Here is a 24,656-nt window from a genome sequence, read left to right on the forward strand (position 1 = left end):
TGAAACCATTATTTCGTCACCCACTTATTGCGTAGGCTGATCTTGTTCGTCTAGTTCTGGAACCCAAATACTGCAACCCAACGGTGGTACTGTGATAACAATACTGTGTGACATGCCCTGCCATGGAGTAGCCTGAGCTTCACAGGGATTATCATTGACGACATCACCGCCACCATAGTGGCGATGGTCGCTGTTAAGCAATTCGCGATAGTTTTGCGCCGTGGGTACACCCACTCTGAAGTCGTAATAAACCTGTGGAGACATGTTGACCACAATCACCACATGTTGTTGCTTGTCCATTCCAAAACGACAAAACACCAAAATGTTATTGTCAGCATTGTTGCAGTCGAGCCATTGGAAACCGTCGCTATGATGATCGCGTTGATATAATGCAGGATATTGTTGATAGCATTGATTGAGATCGCGCACCCAATCTTGCACACCTTGATGTGGTGCATAGGTTAATAAATGCCAGTCTAGGCTCTGGTTATGGTTCCATTCGTTGCGCTGGGCAAATTCGTTACCCATAAACAATAATTTTTTGCCCGGATGAGTCCACATAAAGCCATAATAAGCACGTAATGTGGCGAACTTCTGCCAGTCATCACCCGGAATTTTATGCAGTAACGACCCCTTGCCGTGAACTACTTCATCGTGACTGAGTGACAAAATAAATTGTTCCGTAAAGGCATACACCAAGCTAAAAGTAAGTTCACCATGGTGATAACGCCTAAAAAGGGGATCGCAACTGATATAACGCAGAGTGTCGTTCATCCAGCCCATATTCCACTTAAAACCGAATCCTAAGCCATTATTGCTGGTGGCTTGCGTCACACCTGGCCATGCGGTGGACTCTTCAGCAATCATGTTAATGCCTGGGAAGCATTGGTACATGCGCGCATTTAATTCTTGTAGAAAGCTGATAGCTTCAAGGTTTTCACGACCGCCAAATTTATTTGGGATCCATTGATCCGCTCTTCTGCTGTAATCGAGGTAGAGCATAGACGACACAGCATCAAGCCTTAAGCCATCAAAATGAAATTCATCTAACCAGTAATGGGCATTACTGTATAAAAAACTGCGTACTTCTGCGCGGCCATAATTATAAATTAGTGTGTCCCAATCCGGTTGTTCGCCTTTGCGGGGATCATCATGTTCATACAAGCAACTACCGTCAAATCGCACCAAGCCATGAGGATCGCGAGGAAAATGTGCTGGCACCCAATCGAGTAACACCGCAATGCCTTGCTGGTGGCATTCATCAATAAAAGCTCTAAGGCCATTGGCATCACCAAAGCGATACGTAGGGGCAAATAACCCTACGGGTTGATAACCCCAAGAGCCATCAAACGGATATTCACTGATTGGCATTAACTGTAAATGGGTAAAACCCATCTCTTTGATATAAGGCACTAACTCGGCAATTAACTGCGAGTAATCAGTATATTCCTGGCCGTCATCCCCCTTGCGTCGCCACGATGCTAATTGCACCTCATAGATAGACATAGGTTGTACGTGTGGCTGATGACTTGCCCGATCTGCTAACCATTGACTATCTTGCCAGTCATAACGTTCGACATGAGGGATTTTCGAGGCATTATGAGGTGATGGTTGCATGGCGACCGCGTAAGGATCGGACTTAATAACTTGATTGCCATGCATATCGCTAATGGCGTATTTATAGTGTTGTTCGGGCTCAACCTCAGCAATGAAAATATCCCACAGCCCACTGGCTGGATGGTGACGCAATATATGGCGCTTGTTGTCCCATAAATTAAAATCACCCATCACCGCAACTTGCTTAGCATTAGGCGCCCAAACACAAAAATGAACCCCTTTCACACCGTGATGCTCGCGCCAATTAGCCCCCTGAAAATGGTATGTTTGCAACTGGCTTCCTTCGCCAAATAAATACACGTCATCAGGGTTGAGTATGCTGTCAAATTGATATGGGTCGTTAATAAGTTGCTCACACAAGGGATATTGTACCCGTAATAAATAAGCGAAAGATTTCACTCTTCGGCCCATTTTACCGGCAAATAAACCGTGCTCGTTCACTTGCTCAAGTGTTGCCACTTTACGTCCATCCTTAGCGCTCAACACATCAACACTGATCGCACCAGGTATTAAGCAACGGACAACCAGCGCTTTACCATCATTAACACTGTGCATGCCAAGCAGTGAAAACACATCTGTGTACTCACCATTTAATAAGGCTATTTCACTACCTTGTTGAAAATACGGGGTCGCTACAGTCATATTCAATGATCCATTAATAGGCAAGTTTATCGGATGTCGATGTGTTTTCTGTATTTGTGTTTACTGTTCTTGTATTTACTGCACTTGTGTTAACTGCACTGGCTTGAGTTCGGGACTTTCGGGCTGATGCTATCGCTTCTAGACGTTGCTGCACTTTAGGGCTTTGGGACATTTGTTTGATTGAAAGGGGTAATCGACGCTGCCAATTAGGGAATGCTTTCCAGGTGCCGGGAATATTTACCCCGTGTTTATCGGCGACTAAATCACTTAATTGCACACTAAACAGTTGTGCATTGCCATTTGCGGCAACACGTATCCAGGCCAATAACACACTGTCAAAATCTAATTGTTCAACCGATGTAATGGAGGTTGGTAGTTCAAATTCCTGTTCGCGGATAAGCAAGTCAATCAATTGCAGTTTCTCTTGCTGACGCTGGTCTATGGCCTGTTGTAATTTGTCATCGGTTTCAATCAATTCGAGCTGACGTCGTAGAAGTAAGTCAGCACCAAACCACCACGCAGAAAGCGTTGGTACATCATGATTAGCCAGCATCATCAGGCTTTGACGCTTATAGTTTTGTGGTGATTTGAAGCGATTGTGGTCTTTACAAAAATAAAATAATTCATTGGATAAAATGCCGGCTTCCTGCAAACACGCCACAATTTCCGGTGGTACTATGCCTAAATCTTCGCCAATCACGATACAACGAGCGCGCTGACTTTCTAAACAAACAATGGCTAACAAGGTTTCTAACGGATAATAGACATAACAACCATTACCGAGTTCTTCATGTAGTGGCCACCACCACAAACGCAGTAATCCCATGACATGATCAATTCTCAATGCCCCGCAACTTTGCATATTACTGCGAACCAACTGGATAAAATGACTATAATCATGCTGTTTTAATTTAACCGGATCGAATGGGGTTAAACCCCAATTTTGGCCATGTTCAGCAAAAGGATCTGGCGGTGCACCAATACTGGCATTGTCACAAAACAAATCGGCATTGGCACTAATTTCGGCGCCATGACTCACCGCCCCGACAGCCAAATCACGGATAAGCCCAATACTCATACCACATTGTTTTGCATTCAACTGGCAAGCTTGTAATTGCTCATTAGCGACAAATTGTAGATACAAATAAAAGCCAACATCTTGAGTGAAATATTTAGATGCCAAGTCCACTTCAACGGTAACAAACTGCATCAGTGCAGCTTCATCTTGTGCTAAAAATGCCTTATAGGCTTTGTACCGTGGCGTTTCGAGCTTGACGTGGTGAGAACAAAATATTTGATACATTTTCTCGAAGGCTGCGTATTTCAGGCTATGCACTTCATCGTAATTTATAAGATGTGCTTGATTCAGCACTAACCTTTTTTGTTGCCACTTCTGTGATAAGAGTTCCCCATTGAGGGCCTTATATTCATCAACGGCTTCAATTTGTATATATAAAGGGTTTAATCGACGGCGGTCCGTTGGACTGTATGGACTAGGGTTATCTGGCTGGCTGATGTCTACAGCATGCAGTGGATTGAGAAGGATAAAATCCGCACCGGCATTGGCAGCATACTCTATAAGTTCAGCTAAATTGCCAAAATCACCAATGCCCCATTGCGCCTCATTACGTAAAGCATACAGTTGCGCATTAAGTCCCCATGATTCCTTATTGTTGTTAAATGGTTGCGCTGAACGACCTTGATAAGCCGTAGACGGTGCAACCATCAACTGTCCATGTAAGGTGTCTTTACGCTGAGGATCATGATTAAACGCTAAATCAACTTGGTGATAACCTAAATTCAATGTAGCGTTATCAAGCATTAAGCGATATTGGCAATAACGCTTATCATTAATATGATATTCGCCAGCAATAACACAATCACATACATTGGCACTCACCGAGATTGTGTCAATATTTTCACCGCTGATGGTCACCACAAACCCAGATACATAATTCTCTGGCAGATAGACATCAACATGAGGCTTATCAATAGTACACCATTGAAAAGTATGTAGCGGAAGCAACCAAGGCTGTACATCGAGTAGCTCTATTCGTGCGTCTATCCTTGGTTGTGATAATTGCTGCTGAGTAAAATCCTGTACATCAAATGATTGCGGGTCGGACTCATCATGAAGATGTTCATGTTGATGAAACGATGATTGCAATAACATCGTGGTTAAAATGCCCTGCCTGTCCCTAGCGGGTATGTGAACAAGATTACCGAAACAATCGATAAACTCTGCCCCAACGCCTTGCAAATATAGCAACTTCTCTAGTCCCATATTTGTCTCCCTCGCGATAATTAACTGCATTAATTCCAGCAGTTACCATGCCAGTTCATCATAACAAATTGAAGACAGATTAATGGCAATAAAATGACAACGATTACTAACTAAAAATCAGTTACTTACCAATCGATGTTGACATTCAAATGTTTACACACACAATCATTTTAGGACTATTAAATGCACGATAATCGGGCGCGCGTCACAAAATGGCGCAATTAAGCAATCAATGTCACTATTATTATTGTTACTCGGATTGTTGTGTAGACGGCTGATATCAAGTAGGAGCGGTTAATCGTGCAGCAAACAAATTACACAAACTATTGAGCATTCTGATAGGCTTATTAAATCGTTATGCTATGAGTTGCTGGGCGCTACCCATTGCAGGATATTTATACCAATTCGATTAACTATCAGGTCATTCAGTGGGAGTTCTGTGGCTTCTAGGTAAATAATAGGATTGTTAGGCATCGTTGTTCTGGGCAACTGCTGCTGCGTTGCTCTATCTCCTGCATCTGACCGCCATGGATGGTGGAAATGTCTTATTTTTTATGGCAAAAAATAGACCATGTAATCGTACGTCAAAAGCATATTAAGCAGCATAGAAGGTGCAGAACCCCGCCCTTGAGAGCCACAGAGGCTTTCCATTTCTTTGTTGCATTGTTTTACAAGGAAACAACCATTCTTTCAACAATGCGTTTCAAACTGAAAAACTGAGTGACTCTGATTGAGCACATAATTAATCGAATAGGTATGACACCGAATAGGCTATTAATTGGATTTAAAAACATCAATGAATAAACACGAATTTACCTTACGCTATAATTTACATCGTCTGGGTTCAATCATCCCTTCTGCGCCCCCATCATACCTTGGCCGCAAAGCTGCGGTGTTAATCCCTGTTATTGAAATAGAGCAACAATTACATCTAATTTTAACCCGACGCCCAATGCATTTACGTCACCATCCAGGGCAAATTAGTTTTCCTGGCGGCAAAGTTGAGCCTGATGATATTAATGCCATCCACACTGCGTTGCGCGAAGCTCACGAAGAAATTGGCTTATTGTCAGAAAATGTTGATGTTTTAGGCGTGTTTCCAGCCCATAAAACCTTTACCGGTTTTGAGATCACCCCTGTCGTGGCGATGGTAAAGCAGCCATTTGAATTGGTGCTCGACCCTGGTGAAGTGGATGATTGTTTCTCTGTACCATTGAATTTTTTTATTGAGCGAAGTAACCGTCACAAAATATTTCATTATCGCCACGGCGAACATTATCAAGTTCACTTTATGCCATTTGAAGACAAATTTATTTGGGGGGTAACGGCAGCCATTATCGATTTGCTGTGTCATCACATAGAAGATAATTAATCACACCACACGCATGATGTAATACCCAATTGATGATTGAGATTGATAGTTGAAATAATCAACTTTTATGTATTCAGCTCAGTTCTATTGTTACAAGCATCCACAGAGTGATGTTACACCACATAGCGAATATACAAACCTGCTGCGAGTGATACCAAAAACAACAACGGAATATTGACCCAAAAACCAATTCGAGTGGTGGCTTTTGCATAAAAGTTTACCAGCAGATTCAAAAAGCTAACCCCAGCACACCACCATATTAAATACTCTAATTTAATGGTTAACTCAGGATCCCAGTTTAATCGTACCGATGCACCTTTACTCAAAAAATAACCTACCGCGCGATCAGGTCTGGCTTCTCCAAAAATAATCAAAGCATAAATGGCTAAGCTCCAGCCTAATAACGACAAAACGGTCAATACAACCTGTATAATTCCTAAACGAGACATGGCCTTTCCTTGGTTTACGAGAGAATATAAAGGCTAATTAGCCATATATTTAACCGACTTACTCAAAAGTATCACATTAATCACCCTAGAATAGCGTTTTCAGCTTGAGAAAAGCCACCAGCAAGGTAAGATAAACCCCAATTTTATATTTATATTCGATACGTTGGAGAATAAAGCAACAATGAGCATTGCATCTGTCGCTTCTGTATTTAAAGGTGAACACGCCGTTGGTTCGCAAGTCACTGTCCGTGGCTGGGTAAGAACTCGTCGTGATTCAAAAGCGGGTATCTCTTTCTTGGCCGTGTATGACGGTTCATGTTTCGACCCTATTCAAGGTGTCTTGCCTAATAGCCTAGCCAATTACAATGACGATGTATTGAAATTGACTGCTGGCTGCTCTGTCGTAATGACGGGTGAAGTAGTTGCCTCTCCAGGCGCTGGTCAAGCATTTGAATTACAAGTCACTGAAATTGTGGTCACAGGTTTTGTTGACGATCCAGATACTTACCCAATGTCTGCCAAACGCCACTCTATTGAGCATTTACGTGAACTTGCCCATTTACGCCCACGTACCAACATTATTGGTGCCGTAGCTCGTGTTCGTAACTGTTTATCGCAAGCGATTCACCGCTTCTATCATCAAGAAGGTTTTATCTGGGTATCTACCCCGTTAATTACGGCTTCTGACTGTGAAGGAGCTGGCGAAATGTTCCGTGTGTCTACTTTAGACATGGAAAATCTACCTCGCACAGCTGAAGGTAAAGTCGATTACGATAAAGATTTCTTCGGTAAAGAATCATTCTTAACCGTGTCGGGTCAGTTAAACGCTGAAACGTATGCTTGTGCATTATCTAAAGTATATACCTTTGGCCCAACGTTTCGTGCTGAAAACTCGAACACCACTCGCCACCTTGCAGAATTCTGGATGGTTGAGCCTGAAGTGGCATTCGCAACGTTAGATGATGCGGCTGAGTTAGCGGAAAAAATGTTGAAATTCGCGTTTAGCGCAGTGCTTGAAGAACGCATGGATGATTTAAACTTCTTTAACGAACGTGTTGATAAAACCGTTATCGAACGTTTACAAGCATTCGTAAGCAGTGATTTTGCTCAAGTGGATTACACTGATGCAGTTGAAATCCTTAAAAACTGTGGTAAGAAGTTTGAATTCGCAGTTGAATGGGGTATTGATTTACAATCTGAGCATGAACGCTACTTAGCTGAAGAGCATTTTAAAGCGCCTGTTGTAGTTAAGAACTACCCGAAAGACATTAAAGCTTTCTACATGCGCTTAAACGATGATGGTAAGACCGTTGCCGCAATGGACGTGTTAGCACCAGGTATTGGTGAAATTATCGGTGGCGCACAGCGTGAAGAGCGTTTAGACGTGTTAGATGCACGTTTAGCTGAAATGGATTTAAGCCAAGAAGATTACTGGTGGTATCGTGACCTACGTCGTTATGGCACAGTACCTCATTCAGGTTTTGGTTTAGGTTTCGAGCGTTTAGTGTCGTATGTGACTGGCGTTAACAACATTCGTGATGTTATCCCATTCCCACGCGCCCCACGCTCGGCCAGTTTCTAATTATCTCCATAAAATAGAACCATATCAACGCGCCAATTGGCGCGTTTTTTATTATTAATTTATATTCAAATATAAATTAATAATATGCCTTCTACCAAAAAGTAACCTAAAGAAGCACCACATTGATACTTGGAGACTTCTTCTTTCCAAAATTCGGTTTTTAGCTCAGTCATATAAAGAAGCCGGTAACATCAGCGGGCTCCTTATTAGACATTATCTGGCGATTATCTCAACATTAAGATTAAGTCGCTGTCGTGAATACTCTTTTAATGTATTTACTAACTCATGCTTAAGCTTATTTTACACATTATAAGGTTGGTATTTTTTACTTTCAGCTGTTTTGCCATTCACTTTTTGTACTTGAAGATGAAGCACTCCATTTTTAAATGAGGCTTTTATATCAGCTTCATTTGGTTAGCTATCAAGGATAAAACTGCGCACATACTTACCAGAGCGACATTCTTTTCTGATCACACGCCCAATCTTTTTTCCTCATTATCTTCGGCTGTAGTTGCTTCGATTGTGAGCAAATCCCCATCAACCGTAACGTGAATATCTTTTTTTTATATACGCCAGGTAAATCTGCACTAATTTCATAGTGTTCAGACTTATCATTAATGTCTACTCTTGGACAAAAAATCCAAATCCCTTGTGCTTTTGCTTTCGGCGCTGGGAAAATAGAAGTTACCAAAATATCATGCATATCAAATAATGAATGTCTAGGAATTAAGTTCATAACAAAACCTCCTTTCAGAGGTAATCAATTCATTATGATGATTTCGTCTCGTCATCAACATGGCGAAATCTGGTGTTTCACCCATCAATTTTAGCGGTCAAATAATGTACTTATCATGGCACATGATCAATTATCTACCCTTAATGTGACATATATCCATATAATAGTTTATGTTGATTATTTCGTTCTCAATCACATTTAACCTTATAGCTCAACGCTTCATCAGCCAATAAGTTTGGTTAAATATTATGCTGGGTTAGGTGTGCACTTCAATAAAGGAATACAAGGATTTAAGTGAAAGTATGTCTCGCACCCATGAATTAGTTTTTACTGGATTAATGCATAGCTAAAGGACCAACAGGAAAAGATATCCTCATTTTTAAGATTAGAAAAATAGGCGGCAATTTGAAAATAAAAAAATGCCGCTCACCTTAGGTGAACGGCATTAAACAAATTGTTAGCATTTAGATTCATTAAAAATTAATTTTGAGTAATAGCCGCTGTATTACCTGCACCACCACTTTGTGTAATTGACGCACGGTCACTCATACCATTCTGGGTGATAGAGGCTACGTTATGAGCAAGAGCTGCACCGAAACCTGATTGCGTAATAATGCCATAGTTATCAGAGCCGTTTTGTGCAATAACTGCATCATTGTACTCACCACCAGACTGATTAACCCAACCTTCATTGTTTGCACCGGTTTGATCAATATCCGCAGTTCCAAAATCACCAAACTGGCTTACATCAGCAATGTTATCAGATGCTGTTTGATACACATCAGCCATGTTACCTTCACCGCCTTGATCTACTGTAGTACGTTGAGTCATACCATCTTGTAATATTGTCGCACTTCCACCAATTGAGCCAGTCTGTGTGACATTAGCCATCAACATAGAACCAGGACCTTGGTCAATATCAACCATTGAACCAGAAACAGCAGATTGCGCGACTATTGCGCTAGAATCTGCAGCTTGATTTTGAGCTACATTAACATCGCCTGATTGGCTGGCATCAAGTTGAGTAATTGTTACAACTGAGTTATCCGATTCATTTAATTGAGTCACTACAACTACGTTACTGTCACCATTTTGAGTTACGCTTGCTGCAGCTAGATAAGAGTCATCTTGGTTAATGTTAACATTATTCAAATTACCATCTGTAATAATAGTTGCAGAAGCCGGTTCATGGGCACCGAAACCGTACTGACGTATGGTTGATGTATTGCTATCACCAGTAACACTCACAGAGGCGGTACTATTGTTGACATGCTCCTGGTTTACTGTTGCGTTGTTAGTGTTACCATCTTGTGAAACCGTTAAACTAGTATCAAATACGTGCTCTTGGTAAGTAGTCACATCATTATTGCTACCATTTTGAGTAACTGTTGCTGAAGCATTACTACTAAAATCTGTTTGCGTGACCAAAGCAGTATTTAAACTACCGTTAGTTTGAGTTACCGAAGCAGTACCAACACTGAAACTGTTTTGAGCAATGGTTGCTTTTGAGTCGGCTGAATTATTCTGTTTAGCTGTAGCATCAGAGCCATCAGTAGTTTGTGTAATCCACACTTCTGAACGTTCAGAGCCATTCATTTGTTCAGCATCTGCCGTGTTGTTATTACCCGTTTGGACAATCGTGGAAAGCGCATCGGTAGAAGTATCTTGATCTGAACTCGCACCGTTACCATTCCCTGTTTGGGTAATGCTTGAACCGGCAGGATTATGAATACCAAAACCATACTGTCTGATGTCCGCATCATTACTATTGCCGTCTTGCTGTACAGTGGCAGAAGTATCATTTACGTGTTGCTGATCAACGTTTGCACTATTAGTTAAACCATTTTGGTTAACTTCAGCCGTTGTGTTAGTCATGTGTACTTGATTGATACTCGCAGTATTTGATTGTACCGTTTGGTTGATAATCGCACTTGAGCTAGTGACGCCACCTGTTTGAGTGATATCCGCAGTTTGTGCATCGCCTACTTGGTCGATAGATGCATTACTATTAGTACCAGTGTTAGTGGTAATATTTGCGGTGTGATTAGTGCCAGCCTGTACAGTTGTGGCTGTGTTACCAGAACCGCTCTGAATCGTCGTTGCTGAGCTGCCCGCTGCGTGAGCTGTACCGAATACCATTGCAATTGCAGCGGCTAGTGGAAGTAGTTTTGTCATCAGTAATATCCTTAAAAATAATGTAGAGATTTTACGAGCCATAAATAGACCGGTTAAATCATCCCAATGTAATGATGTTGTCCTGAGCAACATTCTTAATTCCAGAAAGAATAATGAATGCGCGATTACTAAATACTGGAGTTCTTTATCTTCACCTCTAACATAAAGATTGAACGCTCCAAACAACTTTCACCATGCAACTTCAATAAGCTATTTTGCACAGTGAACGGTTTCTTAATCCTGCTTAACAATAAATGGGTTAACTTGCGTTAACGTGGATGATTATGGGTTGATAACATCATTTCAACATCCAGCTAAGGTATTAAAGCTCACCCTCAACAGGCTAGTTTTCGATACATGCCCCCCCACTTAAGTATTAGTACCCATATAGCCCTTGCAAGTTCGATACGACTTAAGTCACTAATAATATTTATTTTTAATTAATTTAAAGCGATTAGTAATCAGCTTGTACCAAATATTTAGACTTATTGTCTAAGTAACTTTAATCCTGTAGTACCCTCAATAATGAGTTGCTTAAGATAATAAAATGATTCTCTCCATCATCAAGTCAAAGTATTAATAAATTACAAAAACTAAGTGATAAAAATTGCTATTTTTAATTAAATTTAAAGCTTTATAAATATCCTCCATAGCGGCTGCAACAAGTATGTATCAAATATCAGCCATACAATGTATCCATCTGATTTCTAGCAGAGTTAATAACTAAAAAGAATAAGTTTGATCATAACCAAAAGATAAGTATTAAATACTTCAAAACTTCTACATTGCGCTAAGTAACAGCTAACCGTAAATGGCAAAAATTTTACAGACCGTTATTCTGATAATGTCGTAAACCATAATAATTACACAAAGGGTATTTTTATGAGAACAGAGGTCTCGATTTAAAGAATGCTCTAAATTAGCATTATGTTAACGTTAGCTGCACTGACACTATTAGCTTGGACAATGAGTGTTCAACACGATTGTATTAATTTGGATATTAAACATTAATAACAACAAGTTAATGCAATGTTTATATTAAAAGACACTCGTTATTTTGTCGTTCAAATACAACAATTCTTAACCGATATTGGTGTAACTAAAAGCGATGAAGCCAAAACAGAAGCGCTTGATAGTATGGAAGGAGCTCTGCAACATCTCGATAAATTGATTAAATTTTATACTTAATTTAGTTCGCAAGCACAAAAAATTAAACGCCAAGTCAATTTATTACATGATTCAGGCATAAAAATAGCTAATGCTTATTTAGATCAAGGCACAGAAGCAGGTAATTTATTAATGAAAGGGTCTGGTGGTTTTGATGATGCCGCCGCAGATCTGGCAGAGAATTTAGACCAACTAGCTCAAGAACTGGATCAGCAGTTTATTACCACCGTAAAAGAAACACTCAATGCAACAACGACTTCTGCAAGAGTCCAATTATGGGTAAGTATTAGTATAGGATTGTTTATCGTAATTATTATGATGGTGTTGTATCAACATATTTTGACACTGTTAACAAAGCTTGATGACTCAATGCGCAATTTGGCCTCTGGTGCCAAGGATTTAACGTCAAGATTAGACTATTTCGGTAATAATGAAATAGCCAAAGTAGCCTCCAGTTTCAATGCATTTGTTGGTAATATTGGCGAGTTAATTACTGACTTTAATCAGAATAGCCAACAATTAGGTACAGCAAGCAATCAGTTAGCTTTGACCAGTAACAAAACCTTAAATGGTATGCAACGGCGACAAAGTGAAACTGAGCAAGTTGCTACCGCAATGAATCAAATGCAAGCAACCGTCATTGAAGTTGCCAATAATGCAGAGTTAGTGGCTCAAGCAGCTCAAGAATCTGATATCCATGCACTCCATGGTGACAATATTGTTAAAAACACCATGACTTTATTCGATCACCTTGCTAGAGGGATTGAGCAAGGCGCTATATCAATTGCAAAAAGATGCCGATCAAATAGGCACAATCTTAGAAGTCATTCGAGGAATTGCAGACCAAAGCAACTTACTGGCTCTGAATGCTGCAATTGAAGCTGCGCGTGCAGGAGAGCAAGGGCGTGGTTTTGCAGTTGTCGCTGATGAAGTACAAACTCAAGATTCAACGAACCAAATTCAACAAATGATCGGCCAATTAGAATCAGCCGTAAAAGGAGCTGTGGAAGTAATGGCAACGAGTCGTGAGTAAGCTATAAACAGTACAGTGCAAGCTGGTGATGTACTAACAAAAATTACTCAGTCTGTGGCGACAATCGCCAATATTTCCACACAAATAGTGACTGCAGCAGAAGAACAAACGGCAGTGAGCGATGAAATAAATCGAAACATTGTTAATATTAGTGATGAAACACGTTTTACCGTGACCAATGCCCAGCAATCAAATACTGCCAGTATCCAAGTCGGTCAGTTATCACAACAGTAACGAGCTCAAATTGGTCAATTCAAGATAAATTAGCTGACATTGTATTGTCATTTTAAATAACATTTTCGGCCAGTTTTTCATATTTTAATTGATAAACTGGCCATCTTTTTACCTTAAACTACACTTTTTCAGTCGGTTAACTATTTACAATGATCAGGTCGCGTAAATGTTTGACGTCATCACGCACTGCGGCAGCTTGCTCAAACTCTAGGTTTTTAGCATGTTCATGCATTTGTTTTTCCAGTTTATCAATTTGATGACTCAAGTCGGCAATACTGGTGTATTTCGCTCGCTCTTCTGCCACTTCAGCAAATTTAGAGTGATTTTTACGGGTACCTTTACTGAAGTTAGTATCACCCACATCCATTACATCGGTAATACTTTTCACTACTCCACGAGGCACAATACCCAGTTTAAGGTTGTGTTGATGCTGCTTTTCACGGCGACGCTCAGTTTCTCCCATGGCTTTAGCCATTGAGTTTGTTATTCGGTCCGCATACAGAATGACTTTACCGTTAACGTTACGAGCAGCGCGGCCGATGGTCTGAATAAGTGAGCGCTCTGAACGTAAAAAGCCTTCTTTGTCGGCATCTAAAATACACACTAATGACACTTCAGGTAGATCTAAACCTTCACGTAATAAGTTAATGCCAATCAGTACGTCAAAACGCCCCAAGCGTAAATCACGAATAATTTCTACGCGCTCAACAGTATCAATATCCGAATGTAAATAACGAACTTTAACCCCATGTTCATCAAGGTATTCACTCAGATCTTCAGACATCCGTTTGGTTAATGTGGTTACCAGCACACGTTCATTAACCGCCACGCGTTTGTGGATCTCAGACAACAAATCGTCAACTTGAATGCCCACGGGCCGAACTTCCAGCACAGGATCGAGTAACCCAGTTGGCCTTACCACCTGCTCTGCTATCTCGCCGGTACTTTTTTCAAGCTCATATAAGCTGGGTGTTGCTGAAACAAAAATAGTTTGCGGCATCAACCGTTCAAACTCCTCAAACATTAACGGCCGGTTATCCAATGCTGATGGTAATCGAAACCCATACTCCACTAAGTTCATTTTCCGGCTTCTATCGCCTTTGTACATCGCCCCTATTTGCGGCACTGTCACATGTGACTCATCAATAATCAGCAAACCATCGGCAGGTAAGTAATCTAATAATGTTGGTGGCCCATCTCCAGAGGATCTGCCTGATAAATATCGAGAGTAGTTTTCAATCCCTGAGCAATATCCTAGCTCGACCATCATTTCAATGTCGTATTGAACGCGCTCGGTGATCCGTTGAGCTTCAATTAATTTGTTGTTATCGAGTAAATATTGACGACGTTCTCTGAGTTCTTCTTTGATCTCTTCAGTTGCCGCTAATATTTTCTCTCTTGGCGTTACATAATGCGTTTTGGGATAAATGGTGGCGCGTGCTATTCGTTTGTTAATCTGCCCGGTCAAAGGATCAAATTCACTTAAGCGTTCTATTTCGTCGTCAAATAATTCTATTCGAATAGCTTCGCGTTCAGATTCTGCCGGAAAAATGTCTATCACTTCACCGCGAACACGATATGTTCCGCGTTGTAACTCAATATCATTACGTTTGTATTGTAATTCACTAAGCCGAATGAGGATGTCACGTTGGCCCATAAAATCACCTTGGCGCAAATGCAATAACATCTTCATATAAGAATCTGGATCGCCCAAACCATATATGGCTGACACTGAGGCAATAAGCACCACATCTTTACGCTCTAATAGCGCTTTAGTGGCCGATAAACGCATTTGTTCGATATGGGCATTCACCGATGCATCTTTTTCTATAAAGGTATTAGAAGCGGGTACATAAGCTTCTGGTTGATAGTAATCATAATAAGAAACAAAGTATTCAACCGCGTTATGCGGAAAAAATTCTTTCATCTCACCATAAAGTTGCGCAGCAAGTGTTTTGTTGGGCGCCATAATGATAGTTGGCCTGCCCATTTGCTTAATCACATTCGCGATAGTGTAAGTTTTACCTGACCCTGTTACGCCTAATAACGTTTGGCTAGCAACGCCAGATTCTAAGCCATCTACTAATTTTTTTATCGCTGTAGGTTGATCGCCGGCGGGTTCGAATTTGGACTCAAGGGAAAATACTGACTCTGACACAACATGGTTTCCTATTCTATTGAACCATTTATCATATACCTAAATACAGGTTAATGGCGATACATAATAGCACTGAACATCTTCTGACCTAGCTTAAAATAATGACTCTATCGGTGAAAAAAACACATCACATTTTTTAATTTCGACCGGCTTTATTCAGATCAATATCCGTCACTTAGTTCATCAATATGACAACAAAATGATCGTAATATGAAAGTTATCAACAAATCGATTAGATCAGTATAAAAGGCCATGAATGCACTAAAAACCGAGCTTAAACCACAATTTAATACACAATCGGCTATCCAAAGAGATTACAATTTTGCATTTGAGAGAACAGTGAATAAATAAAGTAGTTGATTTTAGTATCTAACTGATAATAAACAACTTAACTTATCGCTAAATAATTGTACCAATTTAAGTCCAACTCAAGCACTACAAGGGTTAGCAGCTCATTTACAGTAGAAGTCCACAAGTTTATCCACAGATTTAGTGGATAAGTCACTAAAGCCCAATACTACTGCGGGGTAGCGCCCGAGTGAGTTTCATAAAAACGTAAGAAAGTTGTGATGAAATTTAATTACATTTGCGCATTAATACGAAAGATAGCGACAATAGTTCAGCTATTATTTTAAAATTGTTGTCAGCTCATATTTTAGCAACGCATTGAAGACCGATCAACTTGGCGATCTGTGACCAATTACCCTACATATTCAACTCCCCCGTATCGCTAAACATCATTGACTAAGTACACACTGCATCTCATCGATAATATCCATACTCAAACCGTTATCTTTCAATCACAACTTCGTATGTAGTCGTAGCAGTACAATAGTATTCATCCAGTATGTGACGATAGATGAATAATATCACCAGTAATAGCCGTGTAATCTCATCAACACAAACAATGTAATACTCGGTGACGAAGCTTACTAGCTAAATGTATCCATTCCTTCACTGATTAAAATATCATTAACGTACCTTTCCTCAAGAAACCGTCGATAACATCTATCAAGCTTCATCAAATCAATCCCTGTTCAGGAAAATAAACAATTATCAAATATCAAGGTATGCGGCTATCAGTTTGCTTAAAATGACATTGTGTTGCAATAAGGCCCTTGCTCGCATTTAAATTCGGCTTAATAAGTACCAACAATTGGTAAGTTGATATTACTGACTAGTCATTAAACCGATTTACTCTATCTCCCTAGACCAAGTTGTACTGATAAAGTGTTAAGTTCCAAAATAAAATCACATCGAGCTACAGCGGATGAACCTACAAACGCAAAAATTGACACCAAAAACATGATATGCGCAAAATATTGCCGTTAAAATCATGAAAACGAATGTTGAGAGTAAGTGATTCATTTTGTTTTCATTGTTTAAAAATCGACACAAATGCCCAAAAGTCGTTCACGATGTGTGTTTGGTAACCAATTAGTCACATAAATGCGTTTTTTTTTATAACTCGAGTTGACTCAGTTACCAGAGCGTTTTACTATGCGCTCCGTTCTCAGCAATACATTGCTAAAAACGTTTCCCCAGTAGTTCAGTTGGTAGAACGGCGGACTGTTAATCCGTATGTCACTGGTTCGAGTCCAGTCTGGGGAGCCAATTTAGTGTTAAGAGTTGAGAAGTAAGCGTAATTCCCCAATAGTTCAGTTGGTAGAACGGCGGACTGTTAATCCGTATGTCACTGGTTCGAGTCCAGTTTGGGGAGCCAACGTTTACCGTTATCGAAATAATTCCCCAATAGTTCAGTTGGTAGAACGGCGGACTGTTAATCCGTATGTCACTGGTTCAAGTCCAGTTTGGGGAGCCATCGAGATAACACATTTGAAATATTACGCTTCCCCAATAGTTCAGTTGGTAGAACGGCGGACTGTTAATCCGTATGTCACTGGTTCGAGTCCAGTTTGGGGAGCCATTTCAACATAAGTGTCAATAGTAATAATACGTTTCCCCAGTAGTTCAGTTGGTAGAACGGCGGACTGTTAATCCGTATGTCACTGGTTCGAGTCCAGTCTGGGGAGCCATTATTAAACGCAACATTACCCACAAATATTCCGCAAACCCCCCTACTAAAGCACAAAACAGCCTAACCCACCCTATAATTTCAATATCTTAATCAATAGTTTAATTTACCGTCGCTGTAACCGTTAATTTAACGGTATTGATTAGTACTATATTGCTAGTTTTTCTATTATTAATAATACCTTAGATTAGTAATTATTTATTCTCATTTCTGCTATGATGATATTGGTTATTATATAAACTATTTAAAGCATTATTATTTAAAGCATTATATTATTGGCTAGACAACACGGTCGAACATCTATTGCACAATATTTGTGCAAGGCCGAGAAAGTTTAGCCACACACTCATGGGAATGGTTGTTTTATGGGCTTATCGAAATCCTTTCAGCTTGTCCTTTTTATCGTGTTCGGTTTATTAATTTACCGAATTTACACGGTGGAAAACAACGAAGTACAAGAACAAGGTGAAATAGCACGTGCTAATTACCAGCAATATGTGCAAGCCATAGATCAATGGCATGGTAGTGGAGAAGCGCTATACCAACGTATGTCTAAAGTGTTTTCTTTTCAATTTTTCCAATATATCCATAATACTGACAGCAATGAAAATTTTACTCATGGCAGCTTACTTCGTCCTGCTGACGATTTTGCCAGCGAGATTTTTAATGTTGAATTAGGTCATGTGCAAGATTTTCCTGACGGGCGCTTACAAGTTAGATTAGACACTGCGAGTGTGTTGTCACCTAGTTTTAATGACTTAGAACAAACGGCAACATTATTGATTACCGCTTATATCGCTTTGATGTTGTTATTTGCAGTGTTAATGCAATTACATCGTAAAAGAATTAACTATGCCGCCGAATACATTACTCATATTCCAGACTTATCATTCCTAGCCATTGAAAAATCTCGCTTCCCAGGGGTGCTACACCCCATCGGCAAAGCATTAGAAATATGTCGTAGTCAATTAAAACTCAGTCTAGATCGCGTACGCAAAGAAAATGAACAATTAACTAAAGCGGCTTATCAAGATCCCGTGAGTGGCTTTTCTACTCGACAACGTTTTACACAACATATTGAGGCCATTAGTAAAAGAGATAAAAAGCAGTATGGTGTCCTCGTTGTTATCAAGGCTGCTGAATTAGCTACAATCAATCAGCTACAGGGCCGTGCTGCTGGTGATGATTATTTGGCTAAACTGGCTACTTGTATTCGAAAATCAGCATCAAACCTTGGATTGAGTGAGTGTTTTCGGGTATCAAGCGGTGATTTTGCCGTGTTCATTGAAAGTATTACTCTTAAAGAGGGTGAACGATTTTTAGAGCAACTTAAGCGTCATCTTGATGAATATGCCCAAAGCACTAAAAGTGACTCTATTGCTCATGCGGGTATGGTGCCCTATGAACAAGGAAATGAACCATTAGCGTTGATGGCATTGGCCGATACAGCGGTTAGCGTGGCACAAACACTAGGACCCAATCGCTACTATCAATTGGAAAAATTATCCGCTAATGAGCAATTCGGTAATGACCATTGGAAAGTCACCATTGACGACTTGATTAGCCGTCGAAGCATCAAATTCTATCAACAACCTATTCAGCCCTGTAATAATGACACCGAAGTTTACCGTGAGCTATTGGCTCGATTTTATAACTCTGAAGGTAAACATTTACCCACAACCACAGTGATTGCAATGGCTGAACGTTATGGTATGAATGTAGATCTCGATAAAATGATTGTCACACAGACTATTAAAATATTAAGTGAGAATCCAAGTCTTTCTGGTCAAATGGGGGTGAATATTAGTGCTTCCTCTGCGCTGCAAGACAGTTTTACCGTGTGGTTGAAAGATATATTATCTAAACACCGTGGTACTGCTGCCCGCTTAGTGTTTGAACTCAATGAGTCTGGAATGCAGGCTAACTTAGAGTCTAGCCATAAATTTGTTACTGAGATCCATAAAGTTGGCGCTAAAGTCGCTGTCGAACGCTTTGGTTTAGGTTTTACCTCATTTAAATTTTTCCGCGAGGTCCGTCCTGACTTTATCAAATTGGACAGCAGTTATAGTGATAATATTGAACAGGATAACAACAATAAATTCTTTATACGGATGATTGTTGATATCGCTAAACGCATCAGTATTCGTGTCATTGCCACCGGAGTTGAAAAACAAGATGAAAAGCTTGTCCTAGAAAAACTCTTAGTGGATGGTCTACAAGGATATTATATTGCTAAACCTGAAGCATTGTTAATTAAACAGTAAAAAAGTCGTTAATAGACGGTAAAAATAGCCATTTTATTCCAAGGTTAAACATTTTATGTTTAACCTTATTTTTTATCCGTTGTTTATCGGCGCCAAACCTAAGATAATACTGGGATCTATTGGTCAAAAAATTGTAGCAATGTCAGAGTATCTTCTCCTGTTGATCGGCACAGTGCTGGTGAATAACTTCGTTCTGGTAAAATTCTTAGGTCTATGCCCTTTTATGGGGGTGTCGAGCAAATTGGCGTCAGCAATTGGCATGTCGATGGCAACCACGTTTGTGTTGACCCTAGCCTCTATTCTGAGTTATCTCACCAATGAATTTCTACTGCAACCATTTGACCTCAACTACTTACGTACAATGAGTTTTATTTTGGTTATTGCAGTTGTAGTGCAATTTACTGAGATGGTTGTCCAAAAAACCAGTGCATCTTTACATCGTGCTTTGGGCATTTACTTGCCGCTGATCACGACTAACTGCGCGGTATTAGGTGTAGCTTTACTTAACGTAAATGAAGACCATAACTTTATTCAATCTGCTATTTATGGTTTTGGTGCGGCGGTTGGATTCTCCTTAGTATTAATTTTATTTTCGGCCATGCGTGAGCGATTAGCCGCTGCAGATGTGCCCTTACCTTTTAAAGGTGGCGCTATTGCCATGATCACTGCCGGTTTAATGTCATTAGCCTTTATGGGATTTGCGGGGCTAGTTAACTAATGATATCGAGTATATTGATTGCTGTTGCTGTATTAAGCGTTTTAGCATTAGTGTTTGGCGTCATTTTGGGTTTTGCCTCAAAGAAATTCAAAGTTGAAGGAAATCCTATTATTGATCAAGTTGAAACCCTGTTACCGCAAACTCAATGCGGCCAGTGTGGTTACCCTGGTTGCCGCCCTTATGCTGAGGCAATAGCGAATGGCGATAAAATCAATAAATGCCCTCCAGGTGGTACTGCTACCATGGAAAAGATTGCTGAGCTTATGGGGGTTGAACCTGAAGCATTAGGCGAAGAGGCGCAAGCCAGTGTAAAAAAAGTCGCTTACATCCGTGAAGATGAATGTATTGGTTGTACCAAATGTATTCAAGCCTGTCCGGTTGATGCTATCTTAGGCGCCGGTAAATTAATGCACACCGTTATTGCCAAAGATTGTACTGGCTGTGACTTATGTGTTGAGCCTTGTCCTGTCGATTGTATTGATATGATCCCAGTTGAAACCACAATACAAAATTGGGATTGGAAGTTACGTGCTATCCCTGTCAACGTGATTAATCCTGAGCAAGAGGACAAACGGTGCTAACGTTATTAGAGCAATTAGATAAAGGTACTTTGTGGCGCTCTCCTGGCGGGATCCATCCACCTGAACTTAAATCACTTTCCAATCAAAGCACCATCGCATCTTTGCCACTGCAATCGCGATTTGTGATACCGGTTCCTCTTGTTGGTCAACAAGCGACCTTGAGTGTCAAGGTCGGCGACTCGGTCTTAAAAGGACAACCACTCACTGAAGGTGCTGGTTTTATTTATTTACCCGTTCATGCTCCTACTTCAGGGACCGTTGTCGCGATTGAGCAACATAGTAGCAACCATGCCTCATCATTGCCCGTGTTGAGTTGCATTATCGAAGCTGATGGTCTTGATACTTGGTGTGAACTTACCTCAAGTAAAATTGAACAACTGTCCAAAGCCGATATTTTAGTCAAAATAAAGCAAGCAGGTATTGCAGGAATGGGCGGTGCTGCGTTTCCAAGCCATGTCAAACTCAATCCAGCGAGTGAAATCGATTTAGTCATTATTAATGGAGTAGAGTGCGAACCCTACATTAGTGCTGACGATCGATTAATGCGTGAATTCAGTGATGAAATATTAACTGGTATTAGTATTATTCATCATTTGCTTAACCCACAGCGTATTATCATCGCTATTGAAGATAATAAACCTGAAGCGGCCCAAGCAATGGAGTCTGCAATTCGTCGCAGTTCATTGCCTAACGACATGATCCGCGTCACCGTAATTCCGACTAAGTACCCTTCTGGTGGCGAAAAACAACTTATTCAAATTATTACTGGCAAAGAAGTACCCAGTGGCGCCATTCCTGCTCAACTTGGTATTGTGGTGCATAACGTCGGCACAGCCTATGCCATTCAAGAAGCGGTATTACAAGGTAAACCACTCATTGAACGAGTGGTGACGTTAACCGGTGAATCCATCGGTAAACCCGGAAACTATTGGCTTAGAATAGGCACAACAGTTGAAGATGCCCTTAGTCAAGTCAGCTTCCAGCCAGAAAGTTCACAAAAAGTCATCGTTGGCGGCCCCATGATGGGATACGCATTAGCCGATCTTGATGTACCTATATTAAAAGGCACCAACTGTTTATTAACACCAAGCCAAGCAGAAATAGCCCCAGATCCAGATGAAAAAGCCTGCATTCGTTGTGGTGAGTGTGCAGTCGCTTGCCCCGCATTATTATTACCGCAACAACTATTCTGGCACGCAAAAGCCGAAGAATATGACAAAGCTGCTAGTTTCAATTTAAAAGATTGTATTGAATGCGGTTGTTGCAGCTACGTATGCCCAAGTGACATTCCTTTAGTTGAATATTATCGTGTCGCAAAATCAGCATTGAAAAATGCTGCTGAAGAAAAGCTACAAGCTGAACAAGCAAAAATTCGCTTCGAAACACGCTTGCAACGACTTGAAGATGAAAAAAATGCTCGCGAAGAAAAGTCAAAACAAGCAGCCGCTAAACGTCAAGCGAATATGAAATCCGGTGATAAAGATGCGGTAGCGGCTGCAATGGCACGCATCGCTGCTAAAAAAGCACAAGCAGCAGAAGGCATCACTGCTGATCCTGCGGCAACAACACCTGATACCACTACAACAAAAGCAGCAATAGACGCTACCAGCGCGAAGAAAACAGCGGTTAATGCTGCGATTGAACGCGCGAAAGCTAAAAAAGCCGCCTTGGCTACTCAGTCTCAGAAAGATAATCAAAGTGATGTTGCTACGGTAACAACTGATATGCCTGTCGACACCATCGATCGCGCCAATGACAAAAAAGCACAAATTGCAGCTGCCATTGCCAGAGCTAAAGCCAAGAAAGCGGCATTAGCTAATGAATCTGCCGAGAAAAATGACGTAGACGCCGAACAGCCTAACGATACCGTAAACGAAGTTAGTCCGGTAAATGAAACGGCTACAACAAGTGCAGTAGACCCGGCCGATGACAAAAAAGCTAAAATTGCTGCTGCCGTTGCCAAAGCGAAAGCCAGGAAAGCAGCATTCGCTGGTGATTCTACCGAGAAAAATGACGTAGACGGTGATCAGACTAGCGATACTATAAGTAAAGTTAATCCGGCAATCGAAGTTGATACAACTATTACAGCAACCTCAGTCGATGACAAAAAGGCTAGAATTGCTGCTGCCGTTGCCAAAGCGAAAGCCAAGAAAGCAGCATTAGTTGGTGATTCTACCGAGAAAAATGTCGTAGACGGCGATCAGCCTAGCGATACCATAAACAAAGTGAACCGAGCAATCGAAATTGATACAACAATTGCAGTAACACCTGTCGATGACAAAAAGGCTAGAATTGCTGCCGCTGTTGCTAAAGCGAAAGCCAAGAAAGCGGCATTAGCTAGTGATTCTAGCGCGACAAATGACGTAGACGGCGTTCAGACTCGCGATACGGTAAACGAAGTGAACCCAGCAATCGAAATTGATACAACAATTGCAGCAATCCCAGTTGATGACAAAAAGGCTAGAATTGCTGCCGCGGTTGCTAAAGCGAAAGCCAAGAAACTCGCTAACAGTGCTAAGCAAGAGGAACTATAACTATGGCATTTAAAATTGCCTCATCTCCACATGTCAGCACAACGTTACACACCAATACGGTAATGAAGCGTGTGGCGCTATGCCTTATTCCAGGAATTGCAGTACAAAGCTATTATTTTGGTTATGGCACGTTAGTTCAATTATTACTCGCAATTACGGTGGCTTATTTAGCGGAAGCGGCGGTAATGAAACTACGCAATAGAAATATTACCGCCACCTTAACGGATAACAGCGCATTGGTTACCGCAAGCTTACTTGCGGTTGCAATCCCGCCATTAGCGCCTTGGTGGTTAATTGTCATAGGAACATTATTTGCTATCGTTATTGTTAAACAACTTTACGGTGGGTTGGGTAATAATGTCTTTAATCCGGCTATGGCCGCTTACGTCCTGTTACTGATTTCATTTCCGGTACAAATGACGTCTTGGGTTGCCCCTCAAACCTTAACGGTCAATTACGCTGATATGTTGCATACCTTCAACAGTATTTTTCAATTAAATGCAGGTTATGCAGCAGATTTTTTCCATTTGGCGATTGATGGCACCACCATGGCAACGCCGCTAGACACATTAAAAACAGACCTTTCTATGGGGCTTACCACAACAGAAAGTATGACTAAAACCATCTTCTCTGGCAATGTCGGCGAAGGTTGGTTTTGGGTCAATATGGCCTATCTTGTGGGTGGCCTGGTGATGCTAAAGCTTAAGGTGATACGCTGGCACATTAGCGGCGCTATTGTGCTGACATTATTTGTCTGTGCCAGTATTGGTTTTTTGATCAGCCCAGATACCTTCGTTAGCCCGATAATGCATTTATTTTCGGGAGGAACCATGCTGGCGGCATTTTTCATAGCCACAGATCCCGTTACCGCTGCAACAAGCCCTAGAGGTCGACTTATTTTTGGTGCCATGATCGGCTTACTCATATACTTAATACGAACATTTGGTGGCTATCCTGATGCTGTCGCATTCGCGGTGTTATTAGCCAATATGTGCGCACCATTTATTGATTATTATGTGCGCCCACGCAGTTATGGTCATCGAGTAGGAAATTAATAATGTCTATTTTAACAACT

At 40.8% G+C, this 24,656-nt stretch carries 17 protein-coding genes and 5 tRNA genes; 16 read left to right on the forward strand and 6 right to left on the reverse strand.

Translation table 11 applies throughout. The features are described from left to right. Positions 1–24 precede the first annotated feature (24 nt). Together glgB and malQ are read right to left on the reverse strand one after the other, a co-directional pair. Positions 25–2,259 carry a 1,4-alpha-glucan branching protein GlgB gene (gene glgB, locus H5181_RS00625; protein ID WP_182749826.1) on the reverse strand — a complete coding sequence of 745 codons (2,235 nt, stop codon included), beginning with the start codon at positions 2,257–2,259 and terminating at the stop codon, positions 25–27. A 13-nt stretch (positions 2,260–2,272) separates the two neighbouring features. Beyond that, positions 2,273–4,543 (reverse strand): 4-alpha-glucanotransferase, encoded by a 2,271-nt coding sequence (gene malQ, locus H5181_RS00630; RefSeq protein WP_182749828.1) that lies wholly within the window; start codon positions 4,541–4,543, stop codon positions 2,273–2,275. A 796-nt stretch (positions 4,544–5,339) separates the two neighbouring features. On the opposite strand from malQ, the gene H5181_RS00635 reads away from it, so the two are divergent. After that, positions 5,340–5,915, forward strand: a complete 576-nt coding sequence (locus H5181_RS00635) for a CoA pyrophosphatase (RefSeq protein ID WP_011637623.1) — start codon at positions 5,340–5,342, stop codon at positions 5,913–5,915. Positions 5,916–6,028: 113 nt separating this feature from the next. Here H5181_RS00635 and H5181_RS00640 read toward each other — a convergent pair whose 3' ends face one another. Further along, positions 6,029–6,364 carry a hypothetical protein gene (locus H5181_RS00640; protein ID WP_011637624.1) on the reverse strand — a complete coding sequence of 112 codons (336 nt, stop codon included), beginning with the start codon at positions 6,362–6,364 and terminating at the stop codon, positions 6,029–6,031. A gap of 181 nt (positions 6,365–6,545) precedes the next feature. Here H5181_RS00640 and asnS point away from each other — a divergent pair, with 181 nt between their 5' ends. Then, on the forward strand, positions 6,546–7,946 hold the full coding sequence (asnS, locus tag H5181_RS00645) for an asparagine--tRNA ligase (RefSeq protein WP_011637625.1): 1,401 nt from the start codon (positions 6,546–6,548) through the stop codon (positions 7,944–7,946). A 445-nt stretch (positions 7,947–8,391) separates the two neighbouring features. On the opposite strand, the gene H5181_RS00650 is transcribed toward asnS, so the two are convergent. Continuing rightward, positions 8,392–8,682, reverse strand: a complete 291-nt coding sequence (locus H5181_RS00650) for a hypothetical protein (protein WP_182749830.1) — start codon at positions 8,680–8,682, stop codon at positions 8,392–8,394. 480 nt (positions 8,683–9,162) lie between these two features. Further along, positions 9,163–10,857, reverse strand: a complete 1,695-nt coding sequence (locus H5181_RS00655; RefSeq protein WP_182749832.1) for a hypothetical protein — start codon at positions 10,855–10,857, stop codon at positions 9,163–9,165. 1,029 nt (positions 10,858–11,886) lie between these two features. Between H5181_RS00655 and H5181_RS00660 the strand changes: the two genes are divergently transcribed. From H5181_RS00660 to H5181_RS00675, 4 genes are all read left to right on the forward strand, one after another. Further along, positions 11,887–12,045, forward strand: a complete 159-nt coding sequence (locus H5181_RS00660) for a hypothetical protein (protein WP_182749834.1) — start codon at positions 11,887–11,889, stop codon at positions 12,043–12,045. 111 nt (positions 12,046–12,156) lie between these two features. Then, positions 12,157–12,903 (forward strand): methyl-accepting chemotaxis protein, encoded by a 747-nt coding sequence (locus H5181_RS20635; RefSeq protein WP_182749836.1) that lies wholly within the window; start codon positions 12,157–12,159, stop codon positions 12,901–12,903. Then, the gene (locus H5181_RS20955) at positions 12,809–13,057 is read left to right on the forward strand and encodes a methyl-accepting chemotaxis protein (RefSeq protein ID WP_182749838.1); all 249 of its coding nucleotides are present in this window, start codon (positions 12,809–12,811) and stop codon (positions 13,055–13,057) included. Before H5181_RS20635 ends, H5181_RS20955 begins: the two co-directional genes overlap by 95 nt. Positions 13,058–13,072: 15 nt before the next feature. Continuing rightward, positions 13,073–13,291 (forward strand): hypothetical protein, encoded by a 219-nt coding sequence (locus H5181_RS00675; RefSeq protein WP_102037174.1) that lies wholly within the window; start codon positions 13,073–13,075, stop codon positions 13,289–13,291. Positions 13,292–13,427: 136 nt separating this feature from the next. On the opposite strand, the gene uvrB is transcribed toward H5181_RS00675, so the two are convergent. Beyond that, the gene (uvrB, locus tag H5181_RS00680) at positions 13,428–15,449 is read right to left on the reverse strand and encodes an excinuclease ABC subunit UvrB (protein ID WP_011637626.1); all 2,022 of its coding nucleotides are present in this window, start codon (positions 15,447–15,449) and stop codon (positions 13,428–13,430) included. 1,538 nt (positions 15,450–16,987) lie between these two features. On the opposite strand from uvrB, the gene H5181_RS00685 reads away from it, so the two are divergent. The 10 genes from H5181_RS00685 (at position 16,988) to rsxD (ending at position 24,636) form a co-directional block, all read left to right on the forward strand. Next, a tRNA-Asn gene (locus H5181_RS00685) sits at positions 16,988–17,063 on the forward strand. Between the two features lie 33 nt (positions 17,064–17,096). After that, positions 17,097–17,172, forward strand: a tRNA-Asn gene (locus tag H5181_RS00690). A 23-nt stretch (positions 17,173–17,195) separates the two neighbouring features. After that, a tRNA-Asn gene (locus H5181_RS00695) sits at positions 17,196–17,271 on the forward strand. A 29-nt stretch (positions 17,272–17,300) separates the two neighbouring features. Then, positions 17,301–17,376: transfer RNA gene (locus tag H5181_RS00700), tRNA-Asn, on the forward strand. 33 nt (positions 17,377–17,409) lie between these two features. Then, positions 17,410–17,485 (forward strand) — tRNA-Asn (locus H5181_RS00705). Between the two features lie 364 nt (positions 17,486–17,849). Then, a complete protein-coding gene (locus tag H5181_RS00710; protein WP_182749840.1) occupies positions 17,850–19,748 on the forward strand; it encodes an EAL domain-containing protein in 1,899 nt (632 codons plus the stop codon). A gap of 139 nt (positions 19,749–19,887) precedes the next feature. After that, entirely contained in the window at positions 19,888–20,466 is a 579-nt protein-coding gene (rsxA, locus tag H5181_RS00715; RefSeq protein WP_041413578.1) for an electron transport complex subunit RsxA, read from the forward strand. A 2-nt stretch (positions 20,467–20,468) separates the two neighbouring features. Beyond that, entirely contained in the window at positions 20,469–21,047 is a 579-nt protein-coding gene (gene rsxB / locus H5181_RS00720) for an electron transport complex subunit RsxB (protein WP_041413579.1), read from the forward strand. Next, the gene (gene rsxC, locus H5181_RS00725; protein WP_182749842.1) at positions 21,041–23,581 is read left to right on the forward strand and encodes an electron transport complex subunit RsxC; all 2,541 of its coding nucleotides are present in this window, start codon (positions 21,041–21,043) and stop codon (positions 23,579–23,581) included. The genes rsxB and rsxC overlap by 7 nt, the downstream gene beginning before the upstream one ends. A 2-nt stretch (positions 23,582–23,583) precedes the next feature. Then, a complete protein-coding gene (rsxD, locus tag H5181_RS00730; protein ID WP_182749844.1) occupies positions 23,584–24,636 on the forward strand; it encodes an electron transport complex subunit RsxD in 1,053 nt (350 codons plus the stop codon). The last annotated feature ends 20 nt before the right edge of the window (positions 24,637–24,656 follow it).

It is taken from the genome of Shewanella sp. SG44-2, assembly GCF_014164215.1.
GTDB classification, from domain to species: domain Bacteria; phylum Pseudomonadota; class Gammaproteobacteria; order Enterobacterales; family Shewanellaceae; genus Shewanella; species Shewanella frigidimarina.

Coding starts and splice junctions, on each gene's coding strand:
- rsxA (WP_041413578.1), top strand. CDS start 19,888: ATGTCAGAGTATCTTCTCCTGTTGATCGGCACAGTGCTGGTGAATAAC.
- rsxD (WP_182749844.1), top strand. CDS start 23,584: ATGGCATTTAAAATTGCCTCATCTCCACATGTCAGCACAACGTTACAC.
- H5181_RS00660 (WP_182749834.1), top strand. CDS start 11,887: ATGTTTATATTAAAAGACACTCGTTATTTTGTCGTTCAAATACAACAA.
- H5181_RS00635 (WP_011637623.1), top strand. CDS start 5,340: ATGAATAAACACGAATTTACCTTACGCTATAATTTACATCGTCTGGGT.
- asnS (WP_011637625.1), top strand. CDS start 6,546: ATGAGCATTGCATCTGTCGCTTCTGTATTTAAAGGTGAACACGCCGTT.
- H5181_RS20635 (WP_182749836.1), top strand. CDS start 12,157: ATGAAAGGGTCTGGTGGTTTTGATGATGCCGCCGCAGATCTGGCAGAG.
- H5181_RS00710 (WP_182749840.1), top strand. CDS start 17,850: ATGGGCTTATCGAAATCCTTTCAGCTTGTCCTTTTTATCGTGTTCGGT.
- glgB (WP_182749826.1), bottom strand. CDS start 2,259: ATGACTGTAGCGACCCCGTATTTTCAACAAGGTAGTGAAATAGCCTTA.
- H5181_RS00650 (WP_182749830.1), bottom strand. CDS start 8,682: ATGAACTTAATTCCTAGACATTCATTATTTGATATGCATGATATTTTG.
- malQ (WP_182749828.1), bottom strand. CDS start 4,543: ATGGGACTAGAGAAGTTGCTATATTTGCAAGGCGTTGGGGCAGAGTTT.
- H5181_RS00655 (WP_182749832.1), bottom strand. CDS start 10,857: ATGACAAAACTACTTCCACTAGCCGCTGCAATTGCAATGGTATTCGGT.
- H5181_RS00640 (WP_011637624.1), bottom strand. CDS start 6,364: ATGTCTCGTTTAGGAATTATACAGGTTGTATTGACCGTTTTGTCGTTA.